This window comes from Brachybacterium sp. (assembly GCF_052095815.1).
GTDB lineage: Bacteria > Actinomycetota > Actinomycetes > Actinomycetales > Dermabacteraceae > Brachybacterium.
The window spans coordinates 1-21,173 of the sequence record NZ_JBQDLF010000018.1 but is presented as its reverse complement, the minus strand read 5'-3'; the positions used below and the strand labels follow the sequence as shown (position 1 = coordinate 21,173).

Sequence of the window (21,173 nt, the reverse complement as noted above, 5' to 3'; positions counted from 1 at the left end):
GGCACCCACCGCGCCCGATCGATCGTGAGGAGACGACATGGCTCCCTGGCTGCTCGCCCTGCTGGCAGGGCTGATCGTCGGCGGTGCGCTGCTGCTCGGCAGCGCGATCGCCTGGTTCGTGAAGGTCCCGCCGGCGATCGTCGCAGGGATCATGGCCTTCGGCGCCGGGGTGCTGATCTCCGCGCTCACCTTCGAGCTGGTCTCAGACGCGATGGACCAGGGCGGGCTGCTCGCCACAGCCGGCGGCTTCCTCGCCGGCGCTCTGATCTACGTGGGACTGAACATCGTGCTGGCCCGCTATGGCGCCCGGCACCGCAAGCGCAGCGGTGAGCAGCAGACCTCCGAGGACGAGCAGTCCGGCAGCGGGGGAGCAATCGCGATCGGCGCCCTTCTGGATGGGATCCCCGAGTCCATGGTGCTCGGGCTCAGCGTGCTCGCCGGCCCGGGACTGAGCATCCCGATGTTCGCCGCGGTGTTCATCTCCAACGTGCCGGAGGGGCTCTCCAGCAGCGCCGGCTGGAAGCGTGCCGGGCGCAGCCGCAGGTACGTGTTCGGGATCTGGGGTGCGATCGCGCTGGCCTCCGGGCTCGCCTCGCTCGCCGGCTTCCTGCTGCTGGACGGGGCACCTCCCGCGACCCTCGCGGTGGTGAACGCGCTCGCCACCGGAGCGATCCTCGCCATGATCACCGACACCATGATCCCCGAGGCCTTCGCGAAGGACTCGCTGTACACCGGGCTGCTCGGGACCCTCGGCTTCCTCGCGGCGCTGATGCTGCACGCGATGGGGTGAGCGGCCGGTCTGCTCAGCGCTTGTGGTAGAGCGCCTTGTGCAGGAACCGCGGCTCGGAGGTCACCGAGATCCCGAGGTTGCGGAAGATGTCCTCGTCCACCGTGCCCAGGATCGTGGTGGTGTGCACATCACAGCCGGCCAGGCTGCGCAGCTGGTCGATCGCACGGCGGGCGTTCTCGTCGCTCGAGGCGGAGACCGACAGCGCGATCAGCACCTCGTCGGTGTGCAGGCGGGGGTTCCGGGAGCCCAGATGCTCCGTCTTCAGAGTCTGGATCGGCTCGATCGAGGAGGGGGAGAGCAGCTGCACGGAGTCCTCGAGCCCGGCCAGGTGCTTGAGCGCGTTCAGCAGCATCGCCGCCGAGCAGCCCAGCAGGGGGGAGGTCTTGCCGGCGACGATTGTGCCGTCGGCCAGCTGGATCGCGGCGCCCGGCTCTCCGGTGCGGGCCTCGACCGCGAGGGCGGGCTCCACCACGGCGCGGTCGCTGAGCGAGCAGCCCGCCTTGGACATGATCATCCCGATCCGCTGGGAGACGACGTCTTCCTCGTCGTTGATCCGCTCATGCATGAGCGCCTTGTAATAGCGGCGGATGATCTCCTGGCGCGACGCCTCGCGGCACACCGCGTCATCCACGATGCAGTCGCCGGCGAGGTTCACCCCCATATCGGTGGGGGAGGCGTAGGGAGAGTCGCCCGTCAGCCGCTCCAGCAGTGTGCGCAGCAGCGGGAACACCTCGACGTCCCGGTTGTAGCTGGTGACCTGCTTGCCATAGGTCGCGAGATGGAAGGGGTCGATGAGGTTCAGATCATCAAGATCTGCCGTCGCTGACTCATAGGCGAGGTTCACCGGATGCTCGAGCGGCAGGTTCCAGATCGGGAAGGTCTCGAACTTCGCATATCCCGAGCTGATCCCGCTCTGATGGTCGTGGTAGATCTGCGAGAGGCAGGTGGCGAGCTTGCCGGAGCCCGGCCCCGGCGCCGTCACCACGATCAGGTCCCGGGTGGTGTGCGAGTACTCGTTCGCCCCGAGGCCCTGCGCGGAGACGATCCGCTCGGTGTCCTGCGGGTAGCCGGGGATCACGGTGTGCCGGGCGACGTTCAGGCCCAGCCGCTGCAGCCGCTCGATGAAGGCATGCGCGACGTGGTTGGAGTCCTCCAGCTGGGTGAGCACCACGTTCTCCACCAGGAAGCCATGCTCGCGGAACACATCGATGAGGCGCAGCATGTCGTCCTCGTAGGAGATGCCCAGATCTGCGCGGACCTTCTGCCGCTCGAGGTCCTTGGCGTTCAGGCACACCAGGATCTCCAGCTCATCCTTCAGCCGATGCAGCATCGCGATCTTGTTGTCCGGCGTGAAGCCTGGCAGCACTCTCGCGGCGTGGTGGTCATCGAAGAGCTTGCCGCCCATCTCCAGGTACAGCTTTCCGCCGATCTCCTCGCGGCGCTGCTGGATGTGCCGCGACTGCAGCTCGATGTACTTCTCGCGATCGAAGCCGATCGCGGCAGCGGCGGACGGGGAGCTGGGACGAACATCCGGAACGGTCACCCCGGCACGCTAGCACCGTCCCGCTGCGAAGATGCGGGGGCGCCTCGATGTGGCTCCGGGAGCGCGCGGGAGTCGATCGGAGCAGAGTCGCACTTCGGGCGCGATTCGGACGGGATACGAATCGACAGTCGTTCAGGAGAGCTGCCGGCGGTGATGCGCCATGGGGCTTGCATGGCCTGCGAACGTCGGACATGATTTCGGGCACCCGACGTTCCGCTCATAGTTGATTCGAATCGATGAGTCTTCTCAGATATGAGACGACGAAGTCAGACCTCACCGTCGGAGCTGTCACGGGATGACCCACGACTCCCCTCACCCCACCCAAGGACACCCATGCCCATGAATACCAGCCCCCTGCGCGTCACCGTCTGGGGCGAGAACCGCCACGAGCAGCGCGACCCGCGCGTTCGAGAGCACTATCCCGAAGGGATGCACGCCGCGATCCGCGACGGCATCGTCGAGAACCTCGGCGACGAGGTGACCACCCGCTTCGCCCTCCTGGACGATCCTGAGCATGGGCTCAGCGAAGAGGTCCTCGCGGCGACCGACGTCCTCACCTGGTGGGGCCACATGGCCCACCACGAGGTCTCCGACGAGGTCGCCGAGCGGGTCCAGAAGCATGTGCTGGCCGGCATGGGCCTCGTGGTCCTGCACTCCGGCCACTGGTCCAAGCCGTTCATCCGGCTGATGGGCACCACCTGCACGCTGCGCTGGCGCAACGAGGCCGACCGTGAGCTGGTCTGGACCGTGAACCCCTCACATCCGATCGCCGAGGGCGTACCGCACCCGATCGTCATCCCCGAGCAGGAGATGTACGGGGAGCACTTCGACATCCCGGTGCCCGATGAGCTGGTCTTCGTCTCCTCCTTCAGCGGGGGAGAGGTGTTCCGCTCCGGCTGCACCTTCCGGCGAGGCAAGGGCAAGATCTTCTACTTCAGCCCCGGTGACCAGGACTATCCCGTCTATCAGCACCAGGCGGTCCGGCGCGTGATCGCCAACAGCGTGCAGTGGGCCCGGCCGGCGGTCGCCGACCGCCAAGTGCCCTTCCTGGACCGGTATGAGACCGAATGGTTCACCACCGGCGCCGTCGGCCAGGGCGTGGGCGACGCCGCAGCAGCAGGGAAGAGCGCATGAGCACGCACACCGCCGCAACAGCACCAACCCCCGTCCCGGTCGTCGTGATCGGCGCCGGCGGCATGGGCCGAGCGTGGATCAGCACGGTGTTGCGCAGCGACGCGGCCCGGCTGGTCGGGGTGGCTGACCTGCTCGAGGGAGCCGCGGAACGCGCGGTCTCCGAGGTGGTGCCCGAGGAGCAGCAGGCCGGGATCGTCACCGGGACCGACGCCCTCGAGGTCGCCCGGCGCTCCGGCGCGGAGGCGGTCATCGACGTGACGATCCCGGCCGCCCACCACGCCGTCACCGCGGACGCCCTGCACGCCGGATTCCCGGTGCTGGGGGAGAAGCCGTGCGCTGCGACCCTCGCCGAGGCGGTCTCGCTCGCCGGCCATGCGGAGGCCACCGGGCAGCTGTTCATGGTCTCCCAGTCCCGGCGCAACAACCCCCACCTGCACGAGGCGCGGCGCCTGGCCGACGAGCTCGGCGGTGCCGGCATCGTGGACACCCGCTTCTACAAGGCGCCCCGCTTCGGCGGCTTCCGCGACGAGATGGATCACCCGCTGATCGTGGACATGGCGATCCACGCCTTCGACGCCGGTCGGGTGCTGGTCGACGGCAATCCGCTCGCCGTCACCGCCGCCTCCTACAACCCTTCCTGGAGCTGGTACGCCGGAGACACCGCCGCCACGGTGACCATCACCTACGACAGCGGGACCGTGCACACCTTCGCCGGCTCCTGGGCCGCTCCGGGGGCCGAGACCAGCTGGAACGGCGAGTGGCGGATCAGCTGCGAGCTCGGGAGCGTGCTCTGGGACGGCGAGACCGTGCCTGCCGCCCACCGGGCCGAGAAGGAAGCCGCAGAGGTCGTCCTCGGCCGCACTCCTGCACCGGATGCCCGCTGGGAGTTGGCAGACTCCCTCGCGCGGTTCTGCGCGGCGCTGCGCGGCGGGCCGATGCCGGACTCCGAGGTGCACGGGAATGTATGGACCCAGGCGATCGTCGAAGCGGCGGTCCGCGCGGCCGACACCGGCACCCGAGTGCAGCTCGCGGACCTGCTCGAGGAGGCGCTCGCCGCCGCTCGGATCCTGGATTCCGAAGACGGGCGCAGCTCAGCTCTGCAGTCATGGAAGACTGGCAGCGCGGGGCTGAGCATCGGGTGAGCACATCCGGGGAGGGAGACCGGGCGTGGCGGTGAGGAAGACAGCGGCGAGGGCGAAAGCCCCGACGAGCCAGGACGTCGCTCGGCTCGCCGGCGTCTCCCAATCCACCGTGAGCTATGTGCTCACCGGCTCCCGCCCGATCTCCGAGGAGACCCGTGTCCGGGTCGAGGACGCGATCGCCAAGCTCGGATATCACCCCAACTCCGGCGCTCGCACCCTGCGCTCCCGGCGCAGCGGCGTGATCGGCCTGATGGTCCCCGAGACCGGGGCTGACGATGGAGTGCTGATGGTCTTCATCGCGGCGATCGCCCGCGAGGCCCGCCGACACGGCTACGACATCCTGCTGGTCACTGCGCAGGAGGGAGCGGCAGGGATTCGGCGGGTGGTCCGCACCGGGGTGTGCGAGGGCCTGATCCTGATGGAGCTGGACCGGTTCGACGAGCGCGTCGCCCCGGTGATCGACTCCGGGCTGCCCTTCGTGACGATCGGCAAGCCCGAGGAATTCCCCCAGGGATCCGTCGTGGACCTCGACTTCGAGATGCTGGGACAGATGGTCGTGGAGCGGACCCTCGAGGAGGGCTGTGATCGGCTGCTGCTGTTCGGCGCGCCGGACCGCAGACGGTCACGCAATGACGTCTCCCGCTTCCTGGCCGGGGTCGAGGACGCCGCAGAGGAGGCGCAGCTCGAGGTGGTGCTCGACGCCGGAGAGCTCGCCGACGTACCGGACAGGGCGCTGCGGATCACCCTCCCCAACCAGCGCACCGCCCTGTTCGGCATCACCGGGGTGCGGCAGGTGCTGTTCGCGATGGCCGCCGCCGGCGCACTGGTGGACGAGACGCGACTGCTCATCGGGCTCAGCGGCGAGTATCTGGCAGATATCAGTCCGCTGCTGGCCGCGGTGCCGCAGATCGATCCTCGCCGCGTGGAGATCAGCGAGCTCGCCGTCGGAGAGCTGGTGCGCCTGCTCCAGATCGACGGCGCCGGGCCACGGATCACACTGGTGGAGCCGCGCTGGCTCGAAGGCTGATCAAGCGCTGAGCGGCATCGCACCGGACCGCCACATCAACGTCGTCACCGCCCACGCCGGCAGGACGATGCCGAACACCGGCACCAGCCCGGGAACGGTCTGGGCCACCCAGATCGTGGCGGCGAGCAGGACTGCGGTGAACAGTGCGATCGATGGCCGGCGCAGCAGCAGCACCAGACCCATCCGCAGCACCCGGCCGATGGGGTCGGCGAAGTGGGCGGCCAGCGGCCACACCACGGAGCTCAGCAGCACCAGCACCACCGTCAGCACCACCACCAGCCCGCTCACCAGCGGAGCGATGGACCCCAGCGCGACGCCGGTCAGCACTGCGCGGTCCAGGGCGAGCAGCAGCCATCCCAGCAGCAGCACCCCACCCAGGCGGTGGGCCCGCCAGAACTCCGTGCGCCAGGCACCCCAGAACTCCTTCCAGAGCCGGGGCCTGGGGCGCGGACGTTCCCCGGCCTCCTCCGCGATCTGCTCGAGCCGGTCCTCCCGCAGCACGGTGCACAGCGCTGCCGTCGCCGGCAGCGCGCCGAACACCACCGCACCGGCCAGGGTGCCGAGCACCCAGAGCAGCTGCAGCAGGAACAGCCGCAGCGCCAGCTCCCCGAGCACCAGGTGCCAGCGCACCAGCTGAGGCATCAGCCTCCCCGGTCGCGCCGGTGTCGCGATGCTCATCCCTTCACCGACCCGATCAGCACGCCCTTCTCGAAGTACTTCTGCAGGAAGGGGTACAGGATGATGACGGGCAGCGTAGAGACGATGATGACCCCGTACTTGATCTGATCCGCGTAGCGCTGCCCGTAGGCGCCGCCGGAGCCGCCAGCGCCCCCGGCGCCCCCGGAGAAGGCCTGGTTGGACAGCAGGATGTCTCGCAGCACGATCTGGAGCGGCTGTTTGTCGTAGTCCCGCACGAAGATCAGCCCGGTGAAGAAGTCGTTCCAGTGCTGCACCAGGTAGTACAGGCCGATCAGGGAGATCAGTGCTTTGGACAGCGGCAGCGCAATGGTGGTGAAGAAGCGGAAGTAGTCCACGCCGTCGATCATGGCGGCCTCGAAGAGCTCCTCGGGCAGGGAATTCTCGAAGAAGGCCCGCGCGATGATCAGGTTGAACACATTCAGCGCCGAGGGGAGGATGAACACCAGCCAGTTGTCCAGCAGGCCCAGGTCCCGGTACAGCAGGTAGGTCGGGATCAGACCGCCGTTGAAGAACATGGTGAAGGCGAAGATCAGCATGAGCGGGCGCCGGGGCCGGAACTCACGCCGCGAGAGCGCATAGGCCGCAGGGAGGGTCACCACCAGGTTCAGCGCTGTGCCGACCACGCTGTAGACCAGTGTGTTGCGGTAGCCGACCCAGATCCGTGTGTCCTCGAAGATCTGCTGGTACCCGAAGAAGCTGATGTTCTTGGGCAGGAAGGAGACCCTCCCGGTTGCCACTGCCGTCGGATCGCTGATGGAGGCGATCATGACGAAGTACAGCGGGTAGAGCGTCGCGAACAGGACCGTCGCGCAGATCAGGGCGATCACGACGGTGAAGACCATGTCATTGCCCGTCAGGCGCCGGCCCAGACGGCGCGGGGAGCTGCGGGCGGCAGCGCGTTCAGTCGTCTCAGTCGTCTCGGTGGTCATGGGGCCCCTCACCACAGGCTCGTGTCGGAGGCGCGCTTGGAGATCTGGTTGGCGATCACCAGGAACGCGAAGTTGATGATGGTGTTGAACAGCCCGATCGCCGTGGAGTAGCTGAACTGGCTGGAGAGGATGCCGATCTTGTAGGTGTAGGTCGCGATGACCTCCGAGACCGGGAGGTTCAGCGTGTTCTGCATCAGGAACACCTTCTCGAAGCCGGTGTTCAGCACACCGCCCATGTTCAGGATCAGCAGGATGATCATCGTGGGCACCAGGGCCGGGATGTCGACATTGCGGATGATCTGCAGCCGTGAGGCGCCGTCGATGCGTGCCGCCTCGTACAGCTGGGTGTTCACCCCGGCCAGCGCCGCGAGATAGATGATGCTGTTCCAGCCGGTGTGCTGCCAGATGTCCGAGAGCACGTACACGGGGACGAAGGCGCTGGTGCTCCCGAGGAAGTTGACGTCCTCCAGGCCGAAGAAGGCGAGGAAGCGGGTGATCAGGCCGGTGCTGGGGGAGAGGAACACCTGCAGCATCCCCACGATCACCACGATCGAGATGAAGTGCGGCAGGTAGGTCACCGTCTGCACGATCCTTCTCAGCCGCGAGTGGAGGATCTGGTTGATCACCAGCGCCAGCGCGATCGGCGTGAGGAAGCCCAGCACCAGCGTGGCCAAGCTGATCATGACCGTGTTGCGCATGAGGTCACCGAACAGCGGGCTCTCGAAGAACTGGATGAAGTACTTCAGCCCCACCCACTCTCCACCGGTGAGCCCCTTGGCGAAGTCGAATTCACGGAATGCCAGCTGGATCCCGTACATCGGCACATAGGCGAACACGATGAGGAACCCCAGCGCGGGCGCCAGCATCACCCACAACTGCCAGTACCGGCCCAGGTGGCGACGCACCTTCGAGCGCGCTCGGGACTTTCTCTCCGCGGAGGACGGGGCGCCGTCGGGCCGCTGCCTGCGCGGGCCGGCCGACTCCGACACCGCATCCATGGTGGTCCGGGCGCTCACGACGTGGACTTCATGTAGTCGTCGTAGTACTTCTGCCGCGTCGCGATGTTCTCGGCCACGCCGGTCTCCTCGATCGTGGCCACGTACTCGTCCCAGCCCTCGTCGATGCCGCCTGAGGTGACCCACTCGGCGAATCGGGTCATCGCGGTGTTCATCAGCGTGGTGTCCACCAAGCTCATGGCATTGAGGTCCTCCTTGCTCATCTTGATGAACAGGCCCGGGTAGACGTCGGCCTCGAGATCCATGTTGTCGATCGCAGGCTGCAGCGGCACGGACTCGTCCACCGCTTCCTGGAGGTCGGTGGGCAGCTCGACCTCGATCGTGTCCCGGATCCACAGGGGCCCGTTGTCGGCGAGGGTCGAGGTCCACTTCCAGGTCGACGGGTCCGTGCCATCAGCCGCAGGCAGCACCTTGTAGGAGTTCTCACCGGTCTTCTCGATGTTCGGGCCGATGTCCCCGAACAGGACCTGGATCGAGATCTCCTGGTCGTAGAAGGTGTCGATGACCTTGAGCGCGGCATCCTTGTTCTTGGAGTTCGCGGAGAGCGCCACCTGGTTGCCCGGGAAATTCTCGCCGTACTGGTCGAAGCTCCAGGTGACCGGTTCGGACTGGCCTGCCGCGTGCTCGAGCACCCCGATCGCCTCGTACTGCTCGTAGATCTCGGGTCCGAACCTGTCCGAGCGGGTCCAGCCCCAGGTGAAGCCGACGCTCGCCACGCCATCACCGGGGCCACGGGCCACCGACTGATACGCGGAGTAGTCCTGGGTCATCACCTCGCTGGAGAGCAGTCCGGCTTCCTGGCAGCGGGCGAGGAAGGTGACCACCTCGCGGTAGCGATCATCCGTGAGGAAGTTGCCGACCACACCGTCCTGCAGGTAGTAGCCCTGGCCACCGCCGCCGGCGAGGGGAAGGCCCATGCTGCCCAGCAGCAGGATCGACTGGAAGTAGCCGAAGCCGCCGGTGCCCACCGGGCTCCAGTCCATCGGCAGCACCTCGGCGCCGGTGCCGGTCGGATCGCCCTCCTTGAAGGCGACGAGCACGTCGAACAGCTCATCCCAGGTGGTGGGCATCTCGAGGCCGAGCGTGTCCAACCACTGCGCGTTGATGTACTGGTGCTGCACGGTGGGCGGCCAGAACCGCTTGTATCCCGGTACCGACCAGATCTCGCCGGTGGGCTGGGTGGCCAGTGCCTTCAGCTCCGGCTTCTCCTCCAGCATGGCGGTCACATTGGGGAGGGCGTCGAGAGACTCGGCGAGATTCGCGAAGAGTGAGCCGTAGGTGGCGAGATCTGTGTCGTTGATGGCCTGGGTGCCGACGACCAGATCCGGGATGTCGCCGGCGGCGAGCATCGTGGACTTCTTCTGGTCCCAGTCCGCGGAGACCTCCTCCCACACGATCGGCATCCCGGCGGCTTCCTCGAGGGCGGCGGTCCAGCCCATCTCGGCCATGGGCTTGGTCAGGGCGTGCTTGACGACGAGGATCCGCAGCTCACCCTCCTTGCTGCTGGCATTCCCGCCGCAGGCGCTCAGACCGAGCGTGCTGCCGACGGCAGCGGTGGCGGCGAGCCCGCCGAGGACGGTGCGCCGACGGGGGCCGCGACGGGCAGGGGTGGGGCGGTGGATCGACATCTTTGTCTCCTGAAGGGGTGGGGTGGGGTGGGATGGATGGGACGGAGGGGTTCAGTGCTCGCGCGGGAGCCAGATGCGCATGGCGCCGGACCCGCGATTGCCCCAGCGGGAGAAGGGCGTCGTGGCGACGGTGATCTGCTTCTCGCCGGGGCGGGGCAGGTGCGCGCCGTCGGCGGAGCGGTAGAGCTCCCCGCCGTCGGGCCGGTGCAGCAGCGAGATCTCGAGGCTCCCGTCATCCCTCGCGCTCGCCGTCGCCTCGGCGGGGACGACGAGGTCATCGACCCCGATCCCGTTCGGCAGATCGACCTGCTCGAGGCAGTGGACGATCGGTCCTCGCTCGAGAGCCACGCAGCCACGGGTGGCATCCACGCGGGGGTGCGAGGTCGTCCAGCGCGGGGGCATATCCAGGGTGAGCGTCATGCCGTCGACGTCCTCGAGGGCGAGCTCGAGTCGCTGGGCCGAGAGCTCCTCGTCGCGCAGAGGGCGCTGAACCCCGTCGGCCGAGGAGACCGAGCCGCTGCGCACCCAGCCCGGGATCCGCACCCCGAGGCGCGCGCCAGCGGCGGCGGTCAGCGGCGACAGGCGCAGGCCGAGGACGCCGGAGGCGGGATAGTCGGTCTCCACGTGGAGGGTGCCGGTACCCAGCTCGGCAGGGAGGGTGATGGACATGTCAGTGAGCTGGAGCAACTCGAGGCTCGGCCCCGCGTCCCCTGAGCGCCAGGCGGCGACATAGGCTCCGAGCTGGGCGATGGTGCGGGCGATGTTCGGCGGGCAGCAGGCGCAGGAGTACCACGGGCGTCGTTCGGCCGGTGCGTTCTCCTCGTCGAACCGGTCCGGCCTGCGCTGCAGCGGATTCGAGTAGAAGAAGCGGGTGCCGGTCGCGTCCAGGGAGGCGGCCAGCGCGTTGTGGATCTCCCGCTCGATGACGTCTCCGTGGCGGGGATCGTCGCCGGAGAGCATCATGCGCCAGGTCCAGTGGAGATCCGCGATGGTCGCGCAGGTCTCCGCGTAGGCACGGTCCGAGGGCAGCTCGTGGTCGTTGCCGAAGGACTCATCGCGGTGACGCGACCCGAAGGCCCCCGAGAGGTACATCTTGCGGGTGTGGACCCGATCCCACTGCTCGTCCATGACCTCACCCAGTGCGGCTTCGCCGGTCTCGAGGAAGAGGTCGCTCACGCCCGCGTTCAGGTACAGCTGACGCACTGCGTGACCGGTGGGATCCACGGCCTCCCGTACCGGCAGATGGTCCTGGAAGTAGTGGGAGCCGAAGCCCCCGCCGGGGAGGATGTCGCGTCCGCGCTGATCCACCAGGTGCTGGGCGAGTTCCAGATGGCGCTGCTCACCGGTGTGGCGGTACAGCTCCACCAGGGCGGTCTCGATCTCGGGGTGACCCGGGATGCCGTCCTCGCGGCCGGGCCCGAAGCGACGGTCCACCAGGTCCACGAAGCGCACCGCGAGGTCGAGCAGCTCGGTGCGCTCGGTGGTGCGGGCCAGCGCGATCCCCGCCTGCAGCCAATGGCCGAGCACATACAGCTCGTGCGTCCAGTGCAGCTCCGAGAACTTCTTCTCCGGCTGCACGCCCTGGATCCAGGTGTGCAGGTAGCCGCTGGGCTCCTGGGTCCGGGCGATCAGCGCGATCATCTCGTCGAGCCAGGCGTTGTGCGCGGTGGTGCCGGAGCGGCCGATCTCCCAGGCGACGGCTTCGATGACCTTGTAGAGGTCCGAGTCGGCGAAGACGAAGCCGCGATGCTTCGCGCCGGATTCCCCGACCAGCCGCCGGAAGTTGTCGATCACCCCGGAGCTCTCGAGCTGCTCGATGCAGTGGGGGATGGTGGCGGAGGCGTTCAGCTCCTGCCAGGCGCCGAGGCTGCCTCGCGGGTGCAGCACCACCTCGGAGAGATCCAGCGGGCGGAGCCCCTCATGGCGTTCGGCACGAGGGAGGGCGGGCGCCGGACGACGGGTGGAGCGCGGGGGAAGGACAGGCAACGGAGGACTCCTCATCGAGATGTGATGCAGGCCATCCTGAACGCGAGATTAAGCGATGTCAATAGGAGACACAACGTTGAAAAGAGATCCTGTCCGGTCGGTATCCGCTCCTCGGGGTCGCGGGCCCCGGAGGGCGGGGTCAGTCGCCGGTGGATGCGCGGACGATCAGCTCGAGCGGTGCGCTTTCGCGCCGGGCCGGACCGCTCTCGCCCTCCAACCGTGCGAGCAGCATCGCGACCGCCCGCTGCGCCATCTCCGGCACCCCCGGGTCCACCGAGGTCAGAGGAGGGGTGGTGAAGGCGGCTTCCTCCGTGTTGTCGAAGCCGGTGAAGGCGACGTCCTGCGGGATCCGGAGGCCGGCGAGCGAGGCGGCGCGCATCGCGCCGACGGCGGCCGCGTCATTGATGCACATGACCGCATCGAACGGGGCGCCGGAGCGCAGCAGGCCGACCATCGCCTCCAGCCCGGTCTCGCGGCGGTCCCAGTCCGTGCCCTGGATGGCCAGGGCATCGTCGACCTCGAGGCCACGCTCCGTGTGGGCCTCGAGATATCCGAGATAGCGGAGCCCTTCGTGGGAGGGCAGCCAGGGGTCGGCCACATAGGCGATCCGTCGCCGGCCGCGATCGATCAGATGCCTGGTCGCCGTGAGGAACCCTTCCTGCTCTGCCATCACCACGGCATCGATCCCCGGGGTGGGCGCGCCTCCCACCTGGACCGTCGGCAGCGCGGGGGCTGCGCCGGCGAGAAGCTCCCCGGAGAGGAAATGCGGGCAGATGATCACGCCGGCGACATCCTGGGTGGTGCGGCCCAGCACTGCATCCCGTTCCGCCGCGGCATCGAGGGCGAGCCGCAGGGTGGTGCTCAGGCCGCGCTCCTCGAGTGCGAGGATCAGCGCCTCGGCCATCCTCGCGAAGTACGGCTGGACCAGATTGGGCACCATGATCGCGATGCGCTCGGCCGTGCCCAGTGCCAGTCCGCGCCCTGCGGCCGAGGGCACATAACCCAGCTCGCGCGCAACGCGATGCACCGTCTCCCGAGTCCTCGCGGAGACCCGGATCGTCCCGTCGGTGCGCTCCGGTGCACGCAGCACATGGGAGACGGTCGCCGTGGAGACCCCCGCGGCCGCGGCGACATCGGCGAGGGTCACCTGCGTCATCTCGACCCCCAGTGCTCGACATGGCTGGCCCCGAGGGTCGACTCCGCACGGAGCAGGGTGGTCGGCACCACGGCACGCTGCGGCGCGCTGCGATCCCCGGCGGTGCGCCGGGAGATCAGCTCGATGGCGCGTCGGGCGATCTCGGGCAGGTCGAGGTCGACAGTGGTCAGGGAGGGGGTGGAGAACCGTCCGTCGTCGATGTTGCCGTAACCGGTCAGAGCGACCTGGGCTGGGACCTCGAGCGCCCTGTCATGCAGCAGCGACAGAGCGCCGATCGCGAGCTCGTCATCGGCGCAGACCAGTGCCCGGGCCCAGGGATGCCGCTCCAGGGCGAGTGCTGCCAGCGCCCGACCGGCCGCGCGATCGGCGACGTGGGTGGAGCGAGATCCGGGACGGGCCTCGGGGCGGAGCACGGGCGCGTCGGGAAAGGAACGGGCGAGCTCGTCGAGGAAGGTGTCGGGCAGCTCCGCCTCGCGGCCCAGCAGCACCACGTCATGATGATGGATCCGCTGCAGGTGCCGGGTGAGGGCTGATGCTGCGCCCGCATCATCGCTGTCGATCGAGTCCAGCACGGCGGGATCCTCAGGATCCGACGCCGTGCACAGGCCGACGACCGGACGCTCCGGGGTGAATGCTGGGGGCTCGCAGCCCCGGGGGAGCGGACCGATATGGACCACCGCGTCGAAGAGGGCGCCCCGGGAGGCGAACGTCTGCGCGATGCGTTCGCTCCGCCCGCGGGAGGGCTCGATGGAGACGCGCAGCCCCTGCCGCTCGGCCTCGATGACCAATGCCTGGGCCAGACGCGCCGTGATCGGTGCCTTGAGATCCACCAGGGACAGGCCGATCAGCCCCGTACGACCGGTGCGCAGGGAGCGCGCATGCGCATTGGGCGTCCAGTCGAGCTCCTCGATCGCCCGACGGACCCGTTCGCGGACCGCATCGCTGATGCTCGGATGGTGATTCACGACGCGGGAGACGGTCTTCGTCGACACGCCTGCTCGAGCCGCGACCTCCTTCATCGTGGGCGCCATGGTCCTCCTTGATCGCCGTGCACATGGCGCACGAGCTCACGGCGAGGATACCGCGCGACCTCGGACGGGACGGGCGGCACGGGTGAGGTGCGAGGGTCGGGTGTCCTCAGCATTCGAGGAGGCGTGACTGCTTCCACACGACTCCAATCCTTAGGGGTGCTTGGGTAGCGCATAAGATGAGCGCATGTCCGATGCGCAGCAGTCCTTCGACGCCCACCAGATCCTCGACGCGGTCCTCACCGGAGCCCCCGAGGCGAGCGGGGCGCTCGTGACCGTGCGCCCGGAGGTCCTCGCCCAGACCCGCAGCGCGTATGACGCGCTCTACCGCGCACCGCAGGCGCTCCCCGCTTCCGTGCTGCACGCGCTGGCCGCAGTCACCGCGGACTGGCAGGGCAGCGGCGTGCTCGCGGACTGGCACCGGACCCAGGGCGCCTCCCCGGAGCTGACCGCCGCCGACCCGCTCTCCAGCGATCCTGCGCTCGCCGCGCTGCGCGACCAGGTGGATCTGCTCTCGATCTCCCCGGCGCTCGCCACCCTCGCCGACCAGCAGCAGCTCACGGCCGTCGGCCACGATTCCCGCACCGTGGTGCTGATCAGCCAGCTGGTCGCCTTCGAGAGCTACCTCCAGCGATTGGTCGCCGGCCTCGCCGCCCTGCACGGACTCGACCTGCCGACCGCCGACGCCCCGACGCGCACCCCGCGCTCCCGCGGCCGCGCCGCGCAGCATGGCGGCACCACCTCCACCGGACGCACCCGCCCCGCGGCGTTCACCCGCGACCAGCTCCAGTGGGAGCCGTGGATCGAGGTGCCCGCCGAGGACGAGCTGACGGACGAGCAGCGCGACTCCTTCGCCTCCAAGGCGAGCGTGAACAGCGTCTACTTCCGGATGCTCTCCCTGACCCCCGGCATCACGCGAGCTCGCAGCGAGCTCGACAACGCGATCTTCCTTCCCCGCGACGGACTGCCCAAGGCCGAGCGCGAACTCGCCGCCGCCGTGACCAGCAAGGTCAACGACTGCATCTACTGCGCCTCCGTGCATGCGCGGAAGGCCGCCGGCTTCTCCAAGCGCGAGGAGGATGTCGACGCCCTGCTCGCTGTCGCCCTCGAGCGCGACGGCGACTGGATCGCTGCGCAGCTCTCCCCGCTGGCCGACGGCCAGGACGACCGCTGGAGCGCGATCATCGACGCGGCCGCCGAGCTGTCCCGCCCCCGCCCCACCCTGGGCGCCCCGCGGATCAGCGATCTGCGCGAGCTGGGCCTGAGCGATGCGGAGATCACCGACCTGGTCACCGCCGCCGGTTTCTTCGCCTGGGCGAACCGCCTCATGCTCAGCCTCGGCGATCCCTCGCTGGTCGACTCCGCACTCCCCGTCTCCGCCTGACACACTGAAGAAGGACCCATGACCACCGCCTCCCTCCGTCGCCGCACCCTCCTCGGCACCGCTCTCGTCTCCCTGCCCGTCCTCGGCCTCGCCGCCTGCGGCGAGGTCACCGTCGAGGGACAGTCCGACGCCTCCGAGCAGCTCACCGTCGTCGACGACCAGGACCGCGAGGTGGTCCTGCCCGGCCCCGCGCAGACCGCCGTCGTCGTCAACAGCTATTCCAACGAGTTCGTCCGGGCCATCGGTGCCGGCGATCGCGTCGTCGGCGTGGACCGCGCCTCCCTGGACCGCCTGCCCTATCTCGAGCTCGCCGAGGACCAGGTGATCGCCGAGGGGCTGGACCAGCTCAACTACGAGGCCATCGCCGAGCTCCGGCCCGACGTCGTGATCCTCCCGCGCAACGCCGTCTGGCAGGAGGCGCTCGAGCAGCTCTCCGCCTTCGACATCCCCGTCCTCATCGCCACCGCCTGGGACACCGAGGTGGTCGACGAGACCCTCGCCCTGCTCGGTCAGGTCTTCGGGCTCGAGGAGGGCGCCCAGGCGGTCCTCGACTTCCGTGCCGAGATCGCGGGCATCCTGGAGGAGCGTCTGACGGACGTGGAGCCGGTCCCGGTGTACTTCGAGACGGTCGAGCCGTACCTGACCACCCTGCCCGGCTCCGGCTTCCACGCCATGATCGAAGCGGCCGGCGGCTCCAACATCTTCGATGACGCCTCCGGGGGCGACGCCCAGGAGGAGCTGACGGTCGATCCCACCGAGGTGGTGCTGCGGGACCCGCAGTTCGTGATGCACGAGTTCGAGCCCTCTGCCGAACCCGTCGACCGCTTCGACGCGCTGCGCGAGGACCTCGCCGGCCGTCCCGGCTGGGCGGGACTGAGCGCGATCGCCGAGGGACGCGTCGCGATCGCCAACGGCTGGGCGACCAGCGCGCTGGGGAAGTCGATCGGCGCGCTCTACCTCGGCGCCTGGCTGCATCCCGAGGAGATGGACGGCGTCGTGCCCGATGACTACCTCACCCGCTGGGTGACCGAGTTCCAGGACACCGAACTGACCGACCCGGCCGCCTATGTGCAGGGACCGCAGGCATGACCGCGACGCTGCAGAAGCAGCCCCCGCAGGTGCCCGCACCCGCCCCGGCGCCGACGGATCCCGCGCGAGGCAGGGAGCTGCGCAAGTCGCTCGTCCTCGCCGTCGGCGTGGTGGTCTCCGTTCTCGCCCTGATCGCCGCGGTCACCATCGGCACCGCCGGGGTGGGCTTCGGCGATGTGCTCCGCTCGCTCCAGGTGAGCATCGTCGGCGGCACCATCAGCGCCGACTTCGCCTCCACCTATGCCGTCATCACCCAGCTGCGGCTGCCGCGGGTGCTGCTCGCCTTCGCCGCGGGGGCCGCGCTGTCGGTCTCCGGCGTGCTCATGCAGGGACTGCTGCGGAACCCGCTGGTCAGCCCGTTCACCCTCGGCGTCTCCCCGGCCGCGGCCTTCGGCGCGGCGCTGGTCATCACCCTGGCCGGCACCAACCAGTTGCCGGTGTGGGCGACGATCGCCGGTGCGATGATCATGGCGCTGACGGTCTCCGCCGTCGTGCTCGGCATCGCCACCGCCCGCCGGATGGCCGTGGCCACCCTGCTGCTGCTCGGCATCGCGATGACCCAGATCTTCGAAGCGCTCACCTCGGCCCTGCAGTTCACCGCGAACGAGAACACCCTGCAGGCCATCATCCGCTGGACCTTCGGCTCGGTGAACGACGCCACCTGGAACGACGTGCTGATCGTCGGCACGTTCACCGTGATCGCAATCCCGGTGACGCTGTTCTTCTCCCGGGATCTCAACGCGATCGCCTTCGCGGGGGACGATGCCGCTCGCAGCTTCGGCGTCAACGTCGGCCCGGTGCGGATCGGACTGATCGCGCTGTCGGTCGTGCTCGCTGCGGTGGTGGTCTCCTTCTGCGGGATCATCGGCTTCGTGGGCCTCGTCGGCCCGCATATCGCGCGTCTCGCGATCGGTGCCGACCACCGCCACCTGCTGCCCTTCGCCGCTCTCTCCGGCGGGCTGCTGCTGCTGGTCGCCGACGCGGTGGGCCGCACCGTCATCGCCCCGGCGGTCGTGCCCGTCGGTATCGTGGTGGCCTTCATCGGCGGCCCCGTGTTCATCTATCTCATCCTCACGCGAAGGAACACCCTGAAGTGAGTCTCTCCGTCACCGACCTGTCCTTCTCCTACGGCACCCGCAGGATCCTCGAGGACATCTCCTTCGACGTCTCCGCCGGGACGTTCTGCGCCCTGCTGGGCCCCAACGGCTCCGGCAAGTCCACGATGGTCAAGGCTCTCGCCGGGGTGCACCGCGCGAAGACCGGCCGCATCGCCGTGGAAGGTTGCGACATCGCGAGCCTCGGTCGCCGCGAGCTCGCCCGGCTCGTGGCCTATGTGCCGCAGGCGGGCGATGCCCCCTTCGATCTCACCGTGCGCGAGGCTGTGATGCTGGGCCGCACCCCGCACTTCGGGATCGCCCCCGGCGTCGCGGACCGGGCGAAGGTCGAGGACGCGATCGTGCGGATGGGCCTGAGCGACATCGCCGAGCAGTCGATGTCCGAGCTCTCCGGCGGGCAGGCTCAGCGCGCGATGATCGCTCGTGCCCTTGCCCAGGATCCCCGCGTGCTGCTGCTCGATGAGCCGACCTCTGCCCTGGACCTGCGCTATCAGATCGAGACTCTGCAGCTGGTGCGTCGGATCACCCGCGAGGAGGGCATCAGCGCCCTGATCGCGATCCACGACCTCAACCACGCCGCGCGCTACTGCGATCAGGTGATCGTTCTGCACGGCGGCCATCTGGTCGCCGACGGTGCACCGGCGCAGGCACTGCAGGGCCCGATCCTGCGTTCCGTCTACGAGGTCGACGTCGAGGTGTCCGAGCGGGATGACGCCGTCGAGGTGCGCCCCCGGGTCGACGCGGCCGGATTCACCCGCACCGGCAGCCGACTCGACGAGCCGGACGTCGAGAACGCCGAGGACCCTGAGGACGCGGTGCGCCCGGACCTGGTCCCCGCCGCCCTCCGATGAGCACCGCCCTGCCGGACCGCTTCGATGCGGTGATCGTCGGCGGCGGGCCACGCGGAGTGGCCACCGTGCTGCGCACGGCAGCCCGCGTCGCCACCTCCGGCGCCGGGCCCGCGCGCCTCGCAGTCGTCGACGCGATGGCCGTCGGCCCCGGAGCGACCTGGCTGATTGACCAGCCCGCCCAGTACCTGAACAACACCCAGGCCGACGCCACGACGGTCCATCCCGACGACTCCACCCGGATGAGCGGGCCCGCCGCACCCGGGCCTGACCTGGTGGACTGGGCCCGCCGCGTCCGCGCCGAAGGCGGCCATCCGGCGGGGGAGTGGGTTCTCACCGAGGCCTCAGAGCTCACCGGGGCGACCTTCCCGACCCGGCGCCTGCAGGGCGTGTACTTCCGCGACCAGCTCGACGCCGCGATCGCCACCGGCGCGGTCGAGGTGACCGAGGTGGTGGGCCTCGCGGTCGACCTCGAGCAGCTGGGGGAGGAGACCGTCGTGGTCCTCCGTGACGGACGCCGACTGGCCGCGCCCACCGTGGTGCTCGCCCAGGGCATGGTCCAGTCGCAGCGCAGCCACGATGTCACCGCTCTGGTCGACTTCGCCGATCGCTTCGCGCTGCGCTACGTCGAGCCCGGCATGCCCGCCGAACGCACGTACACCGGTCTGCCGGCGGGCGAGCCCGTGCTGGTGCGGGGCCTGGGAGCGAACTTCTTCGACGTGATCGGGCAGCTCGCCGCCGAATGGGGCGGCGAGTTCACCCTGGTGGACGGCGATGCCCGCGGACGCCTTCGCTACCATCCCAGCGGGCTCGAACCGCAGCTGGTGGTCGGGTCGCGGCGCGGCGTCCCCTACCGATCCAAGCCCGACGGCGGCCGCTCGGTGCGTCCCTTCGTGCCGCGATGGGCGAGCGCGGAGTGGTTCGATGCACTGACGACGCGATCCGACGTGGACTTCCGCAGCGAGGTCTGGCCGGTGCTCGCCCGGGAGTTCGCCCGTGTCTACCTCGAGGCCCTCACTGAGGTCGCTCCCGACGCGATGACCGGGGAGTGGCTGCCGGGTCTGGACGTCGCCGACACGCAGGACGAGGTCGATGCTGTGCTCTCGGGGGTGGTCACAGATCCGCGATGGGCCTGGACCCTCGACGAGCTGCACCGCCCCACCCACGGCGAACCGGTCGGGGAGAAGGGCTGGTCGCAGCTGGTGCGTCGGCTGATCGCCGACGAGCTGGGCTCGATGTCCGATCCCTGGCGGCACCCGCGCGCCGCGGTCAACGGCGCCATGGGGGCGCTGCGCCGCAGCATCGGCCGCCTCACCAGGCACGGCGTCTTCACCGGCGAATCTCTCGCCCGTGACGTGCTGGGCTGGTTCGACGGGGACTCCCTCGCCCTGGCCTCCGGACCGCCCGCCGAACGGGTTCGCCTCGTGCTCGCGCTGATCGAAGCCGGGGTGGTCGAGCTGATCGGTCCCGAGCTGGTGACCGAGGCCGACGAGACCGCCGGGCTCTTCCGCGCCGCCTCACCGATCACCGGCCGCGTGGTCACCTCCTCCGTGCTGCTGGAGACCAGGATGTCCAAGGGGAGGATCCCGCAGACCAGCGATCCGCTGCTCCGCTCCCTGCTCGATTCGGGCCGTGCCCGCGTCCATGCCGTGGACGGGGTGCAGACCCACAGCATGGAGGCCACCCGCGCCGAGATCTCCGAAGACGCGCTCGGCGGCCACAACCTCGTCGCGGCCGACGGCACGGTGGATGAGTCCGTGGTCGTGCTCGGGATCCCCGCAGCGTCCACCCAGCCGGGATCCGCGATCGGCGCGACCCCCGGCGTGGCGTCACCGCTGCTGGCCGGCGCGGACGTCGCGGCCAAGCAGATCCTGGTGAGGGCGCGGGTGGGGAGCGTCGCGCAGGCGACGTGAGCTGCCGCTGCCGCTGACCAGGATCGGTCAGCTGGAGTGGCAGGCGTGCGTGCGTACGCGGGAGGAACGGAAGGTGTGCCTGCCGAGACGGCGGGCGCCCGCTGGGCCGGGAGTGCCTGCTGGGCCGGGGCTGCCTGCCGAGTTGGTGGGGCGCCTGCTGAGCTGGCGGGACGGGGGTCCGGCATGTCTCGCCGGGCCCTGTCGGGCTGCGGCGGACGTCTCTTGCCACGTCTGGGGCTCGACGCCCTGCCATCCCGCCGCCAATCTGCCCGGACAACTGGTCGTATGCCTGACTAATCCCGATGTTTGGCACATCCCGACGCTTGGTATGTCGAGAGACCTGGAATGTCCAGATGCCTGAAATGTTCAGGCGCCGGACATATCTCGCAGTGCCGATGGGCCTGGCGGCAGCGCACGGGCCCTCCCCAGAGCGAGTTATCCACATTTCGTTGGCGCTTCTTGACAAATCGGCATCCATTCTAAAATGCGCCTTCCGCTGCGTCATTAAATATTCGCGTGGTCCGCAGTGTCGTATCTGTGCTGGTCAGCTCATCGGTCCTCACGGCGGGCGACGGTCATGGATCTGACCTGGGTCGTCACTGTGCCACGACATCTTTCCCGACGACCGTTCCTCCACACCTATGGGTTATCCACAGGTTCATCCCCATTTCGTGCTGACCCTTCAGTAGGTAGGGCTTGGGAATTAGTATTGGGGAATATTGCAGACGTGGTTCGTGGGGTTTCTG

At 69.1% G+C, this 21,173-nt stretch carries 17 protein-coding genes; 9 read left to right on the top strand and 8 right to left on the bottom strand.

Annotation, left to right across the window (positions count from 1 at the left end; translation table 11 throughout):
• The first annotated feature begins 37 nt into the window (after positions 1–37).
• The gene (locus ACTH43_RS09020) at positions 38–790 is read left to right on the top strand and encodes a ZIP family metal transporter (protein WP_441444573.1); all 753 of its coding nucleotides are present in this window, start codon (positions 38–40) and stop codon (positions 788–790) included.
• Between the two features lie 13 nt (positions 791–803).
• Here ACTH43_RS09020 and ACTH43_RS09015 read toward each other — a convergent pair whose 3' ends face one another.
• Positions 804–2,333 carry a DUF1846 domain-containing protein gene (locus ACTH43_RS09015; RefSeq protein WP_441444572.1) on the bottom strand — a complete coding sequence of 510 codons (1,530 nt, stop codon included), beginning with the start codon at positions 2,331–2,333 and terminating at the stop codon, positions 804–806.
• Positions 2,334–2,666: 333 nt separating this feature from the next.
• On the opposite strand from ACTH43_RS09015, the gene ACTH43_RS09010 reads away from it, so the two are divergent.
• Genes ACTH43_RS09010 through ACTH43_RS09000 form a run of 3 tightly spaced genes read left to right on the top strand, consistent with a single transcriptional unit; the run spans position 2,667 to position 5,636 of the window.
• The gene (locus ACTH43_RS09010) at positions 2,667–3,467 is read left to right on the top strand and encodes a ThuA domain-containing protein (RefSeq protein ID WP_441444571.1); all 801 of its coding nucleotides are present in this window, start codon (positions 2,667–2,669) and stop codon (positions 3,465–3,467) included.
• On the top strand, positions 3,464–4,609 hold the full coding sequence (locus ACTH43_RS09005; protein WP_345079526.1) for a Gfo/Idh/MocA family protein: 1,146 nt from the start codon (positions 3,464–3,466) through the stop codon (positions 4,607–4,609). Before ACTH43_RS09010 ends, ACTH43_RS09005 begins: the two co-directional genes overlap by 4 nt.
• A gap of 25 nt (positions 4,610–4,634) precedes the next feature.
• A complete protein-coding gene (locus tag ACTH43_RS09000) occupies positions 4,635–5,636 on the top strand; it encodes a LacI family DNA-binding transcriptional regulator (RefSeq protein WP_441444570.1) in 1,002 nt (333 codons plus the stop codon).
• Here the strand turns inward: ACTH43_RS09000 and ACTH43_RS08995 are convergent, their stop codons facing one another.
• The 7 genes from ACTH43_RS08995 to ACTH43_RS08965 all read right to left on the bottom strand — a co-directional run bounded on the left by ACTH43_RS08995 (position 5,637) and on the right by ACTH43_RS08965 (position 14,081).
• The gene (locus ACTH43_RS08995; protein ID WP_441444569.1) at positions 5,637–6,278 is read right to left on the bottom strand and encodes a YesL family protein; all 642 of its coding nucleotides are present in this window, start codon (positions 6,276–6,278) and stop codon (positions 5,637–5,639) included. It lies immediately after the preceding gene.
• A 32-nt stretch (positions 6,279–6,310) separates the two neighbouring features.
• Positions 6,311–7,264 carry a carbohydrate ABC transporter permease gene (locus tag ACTH43_RS08990; RefSeq protein WP_441444568.1) on the bottom strand — a complete coding sequence of 318 codons (954 nt, stop codon included), beginning with the start codon at positions 7,262–7,264 and terminating at the stop codon, positions 6,311–6,313.
• Positions 7,265–7,272: 8 nt separating this feature from the next.
• On the bottom strand, positions 7,273–8,280 hold the full coding sequence (locus ACTH43_RS08985; protein ID WP_441444567.1) for an ABC transporter permease: 1,008 nt from the start codon (positions 8,278–8,280) through the stop codon (positions 7,273–7,275).
• On the bottom strand, positions 8,277–9,908 hold the full coding sequence (locus ACTH43_RS08980) for an extracellular solute-binding protein (protein WP_441444566.1): 1,632 nt from the start codon (positions 9,906–9,908) through the stop codon (positions 8,277–8,279). Before ACTH43_RS08980 ends, ACTH43_RS08985 begins: the two co-directional genes overlap by 4 nt.
• 51 nt (positions 9,909–9,959) lie before the next feature.
• Positions 9,960–11,894 carry a glycoside hydrolase family 127 protein gene (locus ACTH43_RS08975; RefSeq protein WP_441444565.1) on the bottom strand — a complete coding sequence of 645 codons (1,935 nt, stop codon included), beginning with the start codon at positions 11,892–11,894 and terminating at the stop codon, positions 9,960–9,962.
• A gap of 139 nt (positions 11,895–12,033) precedes the next feature.
• Entirely contained in the window at positions 12,034–13,050 is a 1,017-nt protein-coding gene (locus tag ACTH43_RS08970) for a LacI family DNA-binding transcriptional regulator (RefSeq protein ID WP_441444564.1), read from the bottom strand.
• Positions 13,047–14,081 (bottom strand): LacI family DNA-binding transcriptional regulator, encoded by a 1,035-nt coding sequence (locus ACTH43_RS08965; RefSeq protein ID WP_441444563.1) that lies wholly within the window; start codon positions 14,079–14,081, stop codon positions 13,047–13,049. The genes ACTH43_RS08970 and ACTH43_RS08965 overlap by 4 nt, the downstream gene beginning before the upstream one ends.
• A gap of 184 nt (positions 14,082–14,265) precedes the next feature.
• Here ACTH43_RS08965 and ACTH43_RS08960 point away from each other — a divergent pair, with 184 nt between their 5' ends.
• From ACTH43_RS08960 to ACTH43_RS08940, 5 genes are read left to right on the top strand one after another with little or no spacing between them, the layout of a single operon-like run.
• Positions 14,266–15,462 carry a peroxidase-related enzyme gene (locus ACTH43_RS08960; protein ID WP_441444562.1) on the top strand — a complete coding sequence of 399 codons (1,197 nt, stop codon included), beginning with the start codon at positions 14,266–14,268 and terminating at the stop codon, positions 15,460–15,462.
• An 18-nt stretch (positions 15,463–15,480) separates the two neighbouring features.
• Complete coding sequence (locus ACTH43_RS08955; RefSeq protein ID WP_441444561.1) at positions 15,481–16,551, top strand: ABC transporter substrate-binding protein; 1,071 nt, start codon at positions 15,481–15,483, stop codon at positions 16,549–16,551.
• Positions 16,548–17,648, top strand: coding sequence for a FecCD family ABC transporter permease (locus ACTH43_RS08950; protein ID WP_441444560.1), 1,101 nt, complete (start codon positions 16,548–16,550; stop codon positions 17,646–17,648). Before ACTH43_RS08955 ends, ACTH43_RS08950 begins: the two co-directional genes overlap by 4 nt.
• Positions 17,645–18,517: an ABC transporter ATP-binding protein gene (locus ACTH43_RS08945; protein WP_441444559.1), complete on the top strand. Its 873-nt coding sequence runs from the start codon at positions 17,645–17,647 to the stop codon at positions 18,515–18,517. Before ACTH43_RS08950 ends, ACTH43_RS08945 begins: the two co-directional genes overlap by 4 nt.
• A complete protein-coding gene (locus tag ACTH43_RS08940) occupies positions 18,514–20,427 on the top strand; it encodes an FAD/NAD(P)-binding protein (protein ID WP_441444558.1) in 1,914 nt (637 codons plus the stop codon). Before ACTH43_RS08945 ends, ACTH43_RS08940 begins: the two co-directional genes overlap by 4 nt.
• The last annotated feature ends 746 nt before the right edge of the window (positions 20,428–21,173 follow it).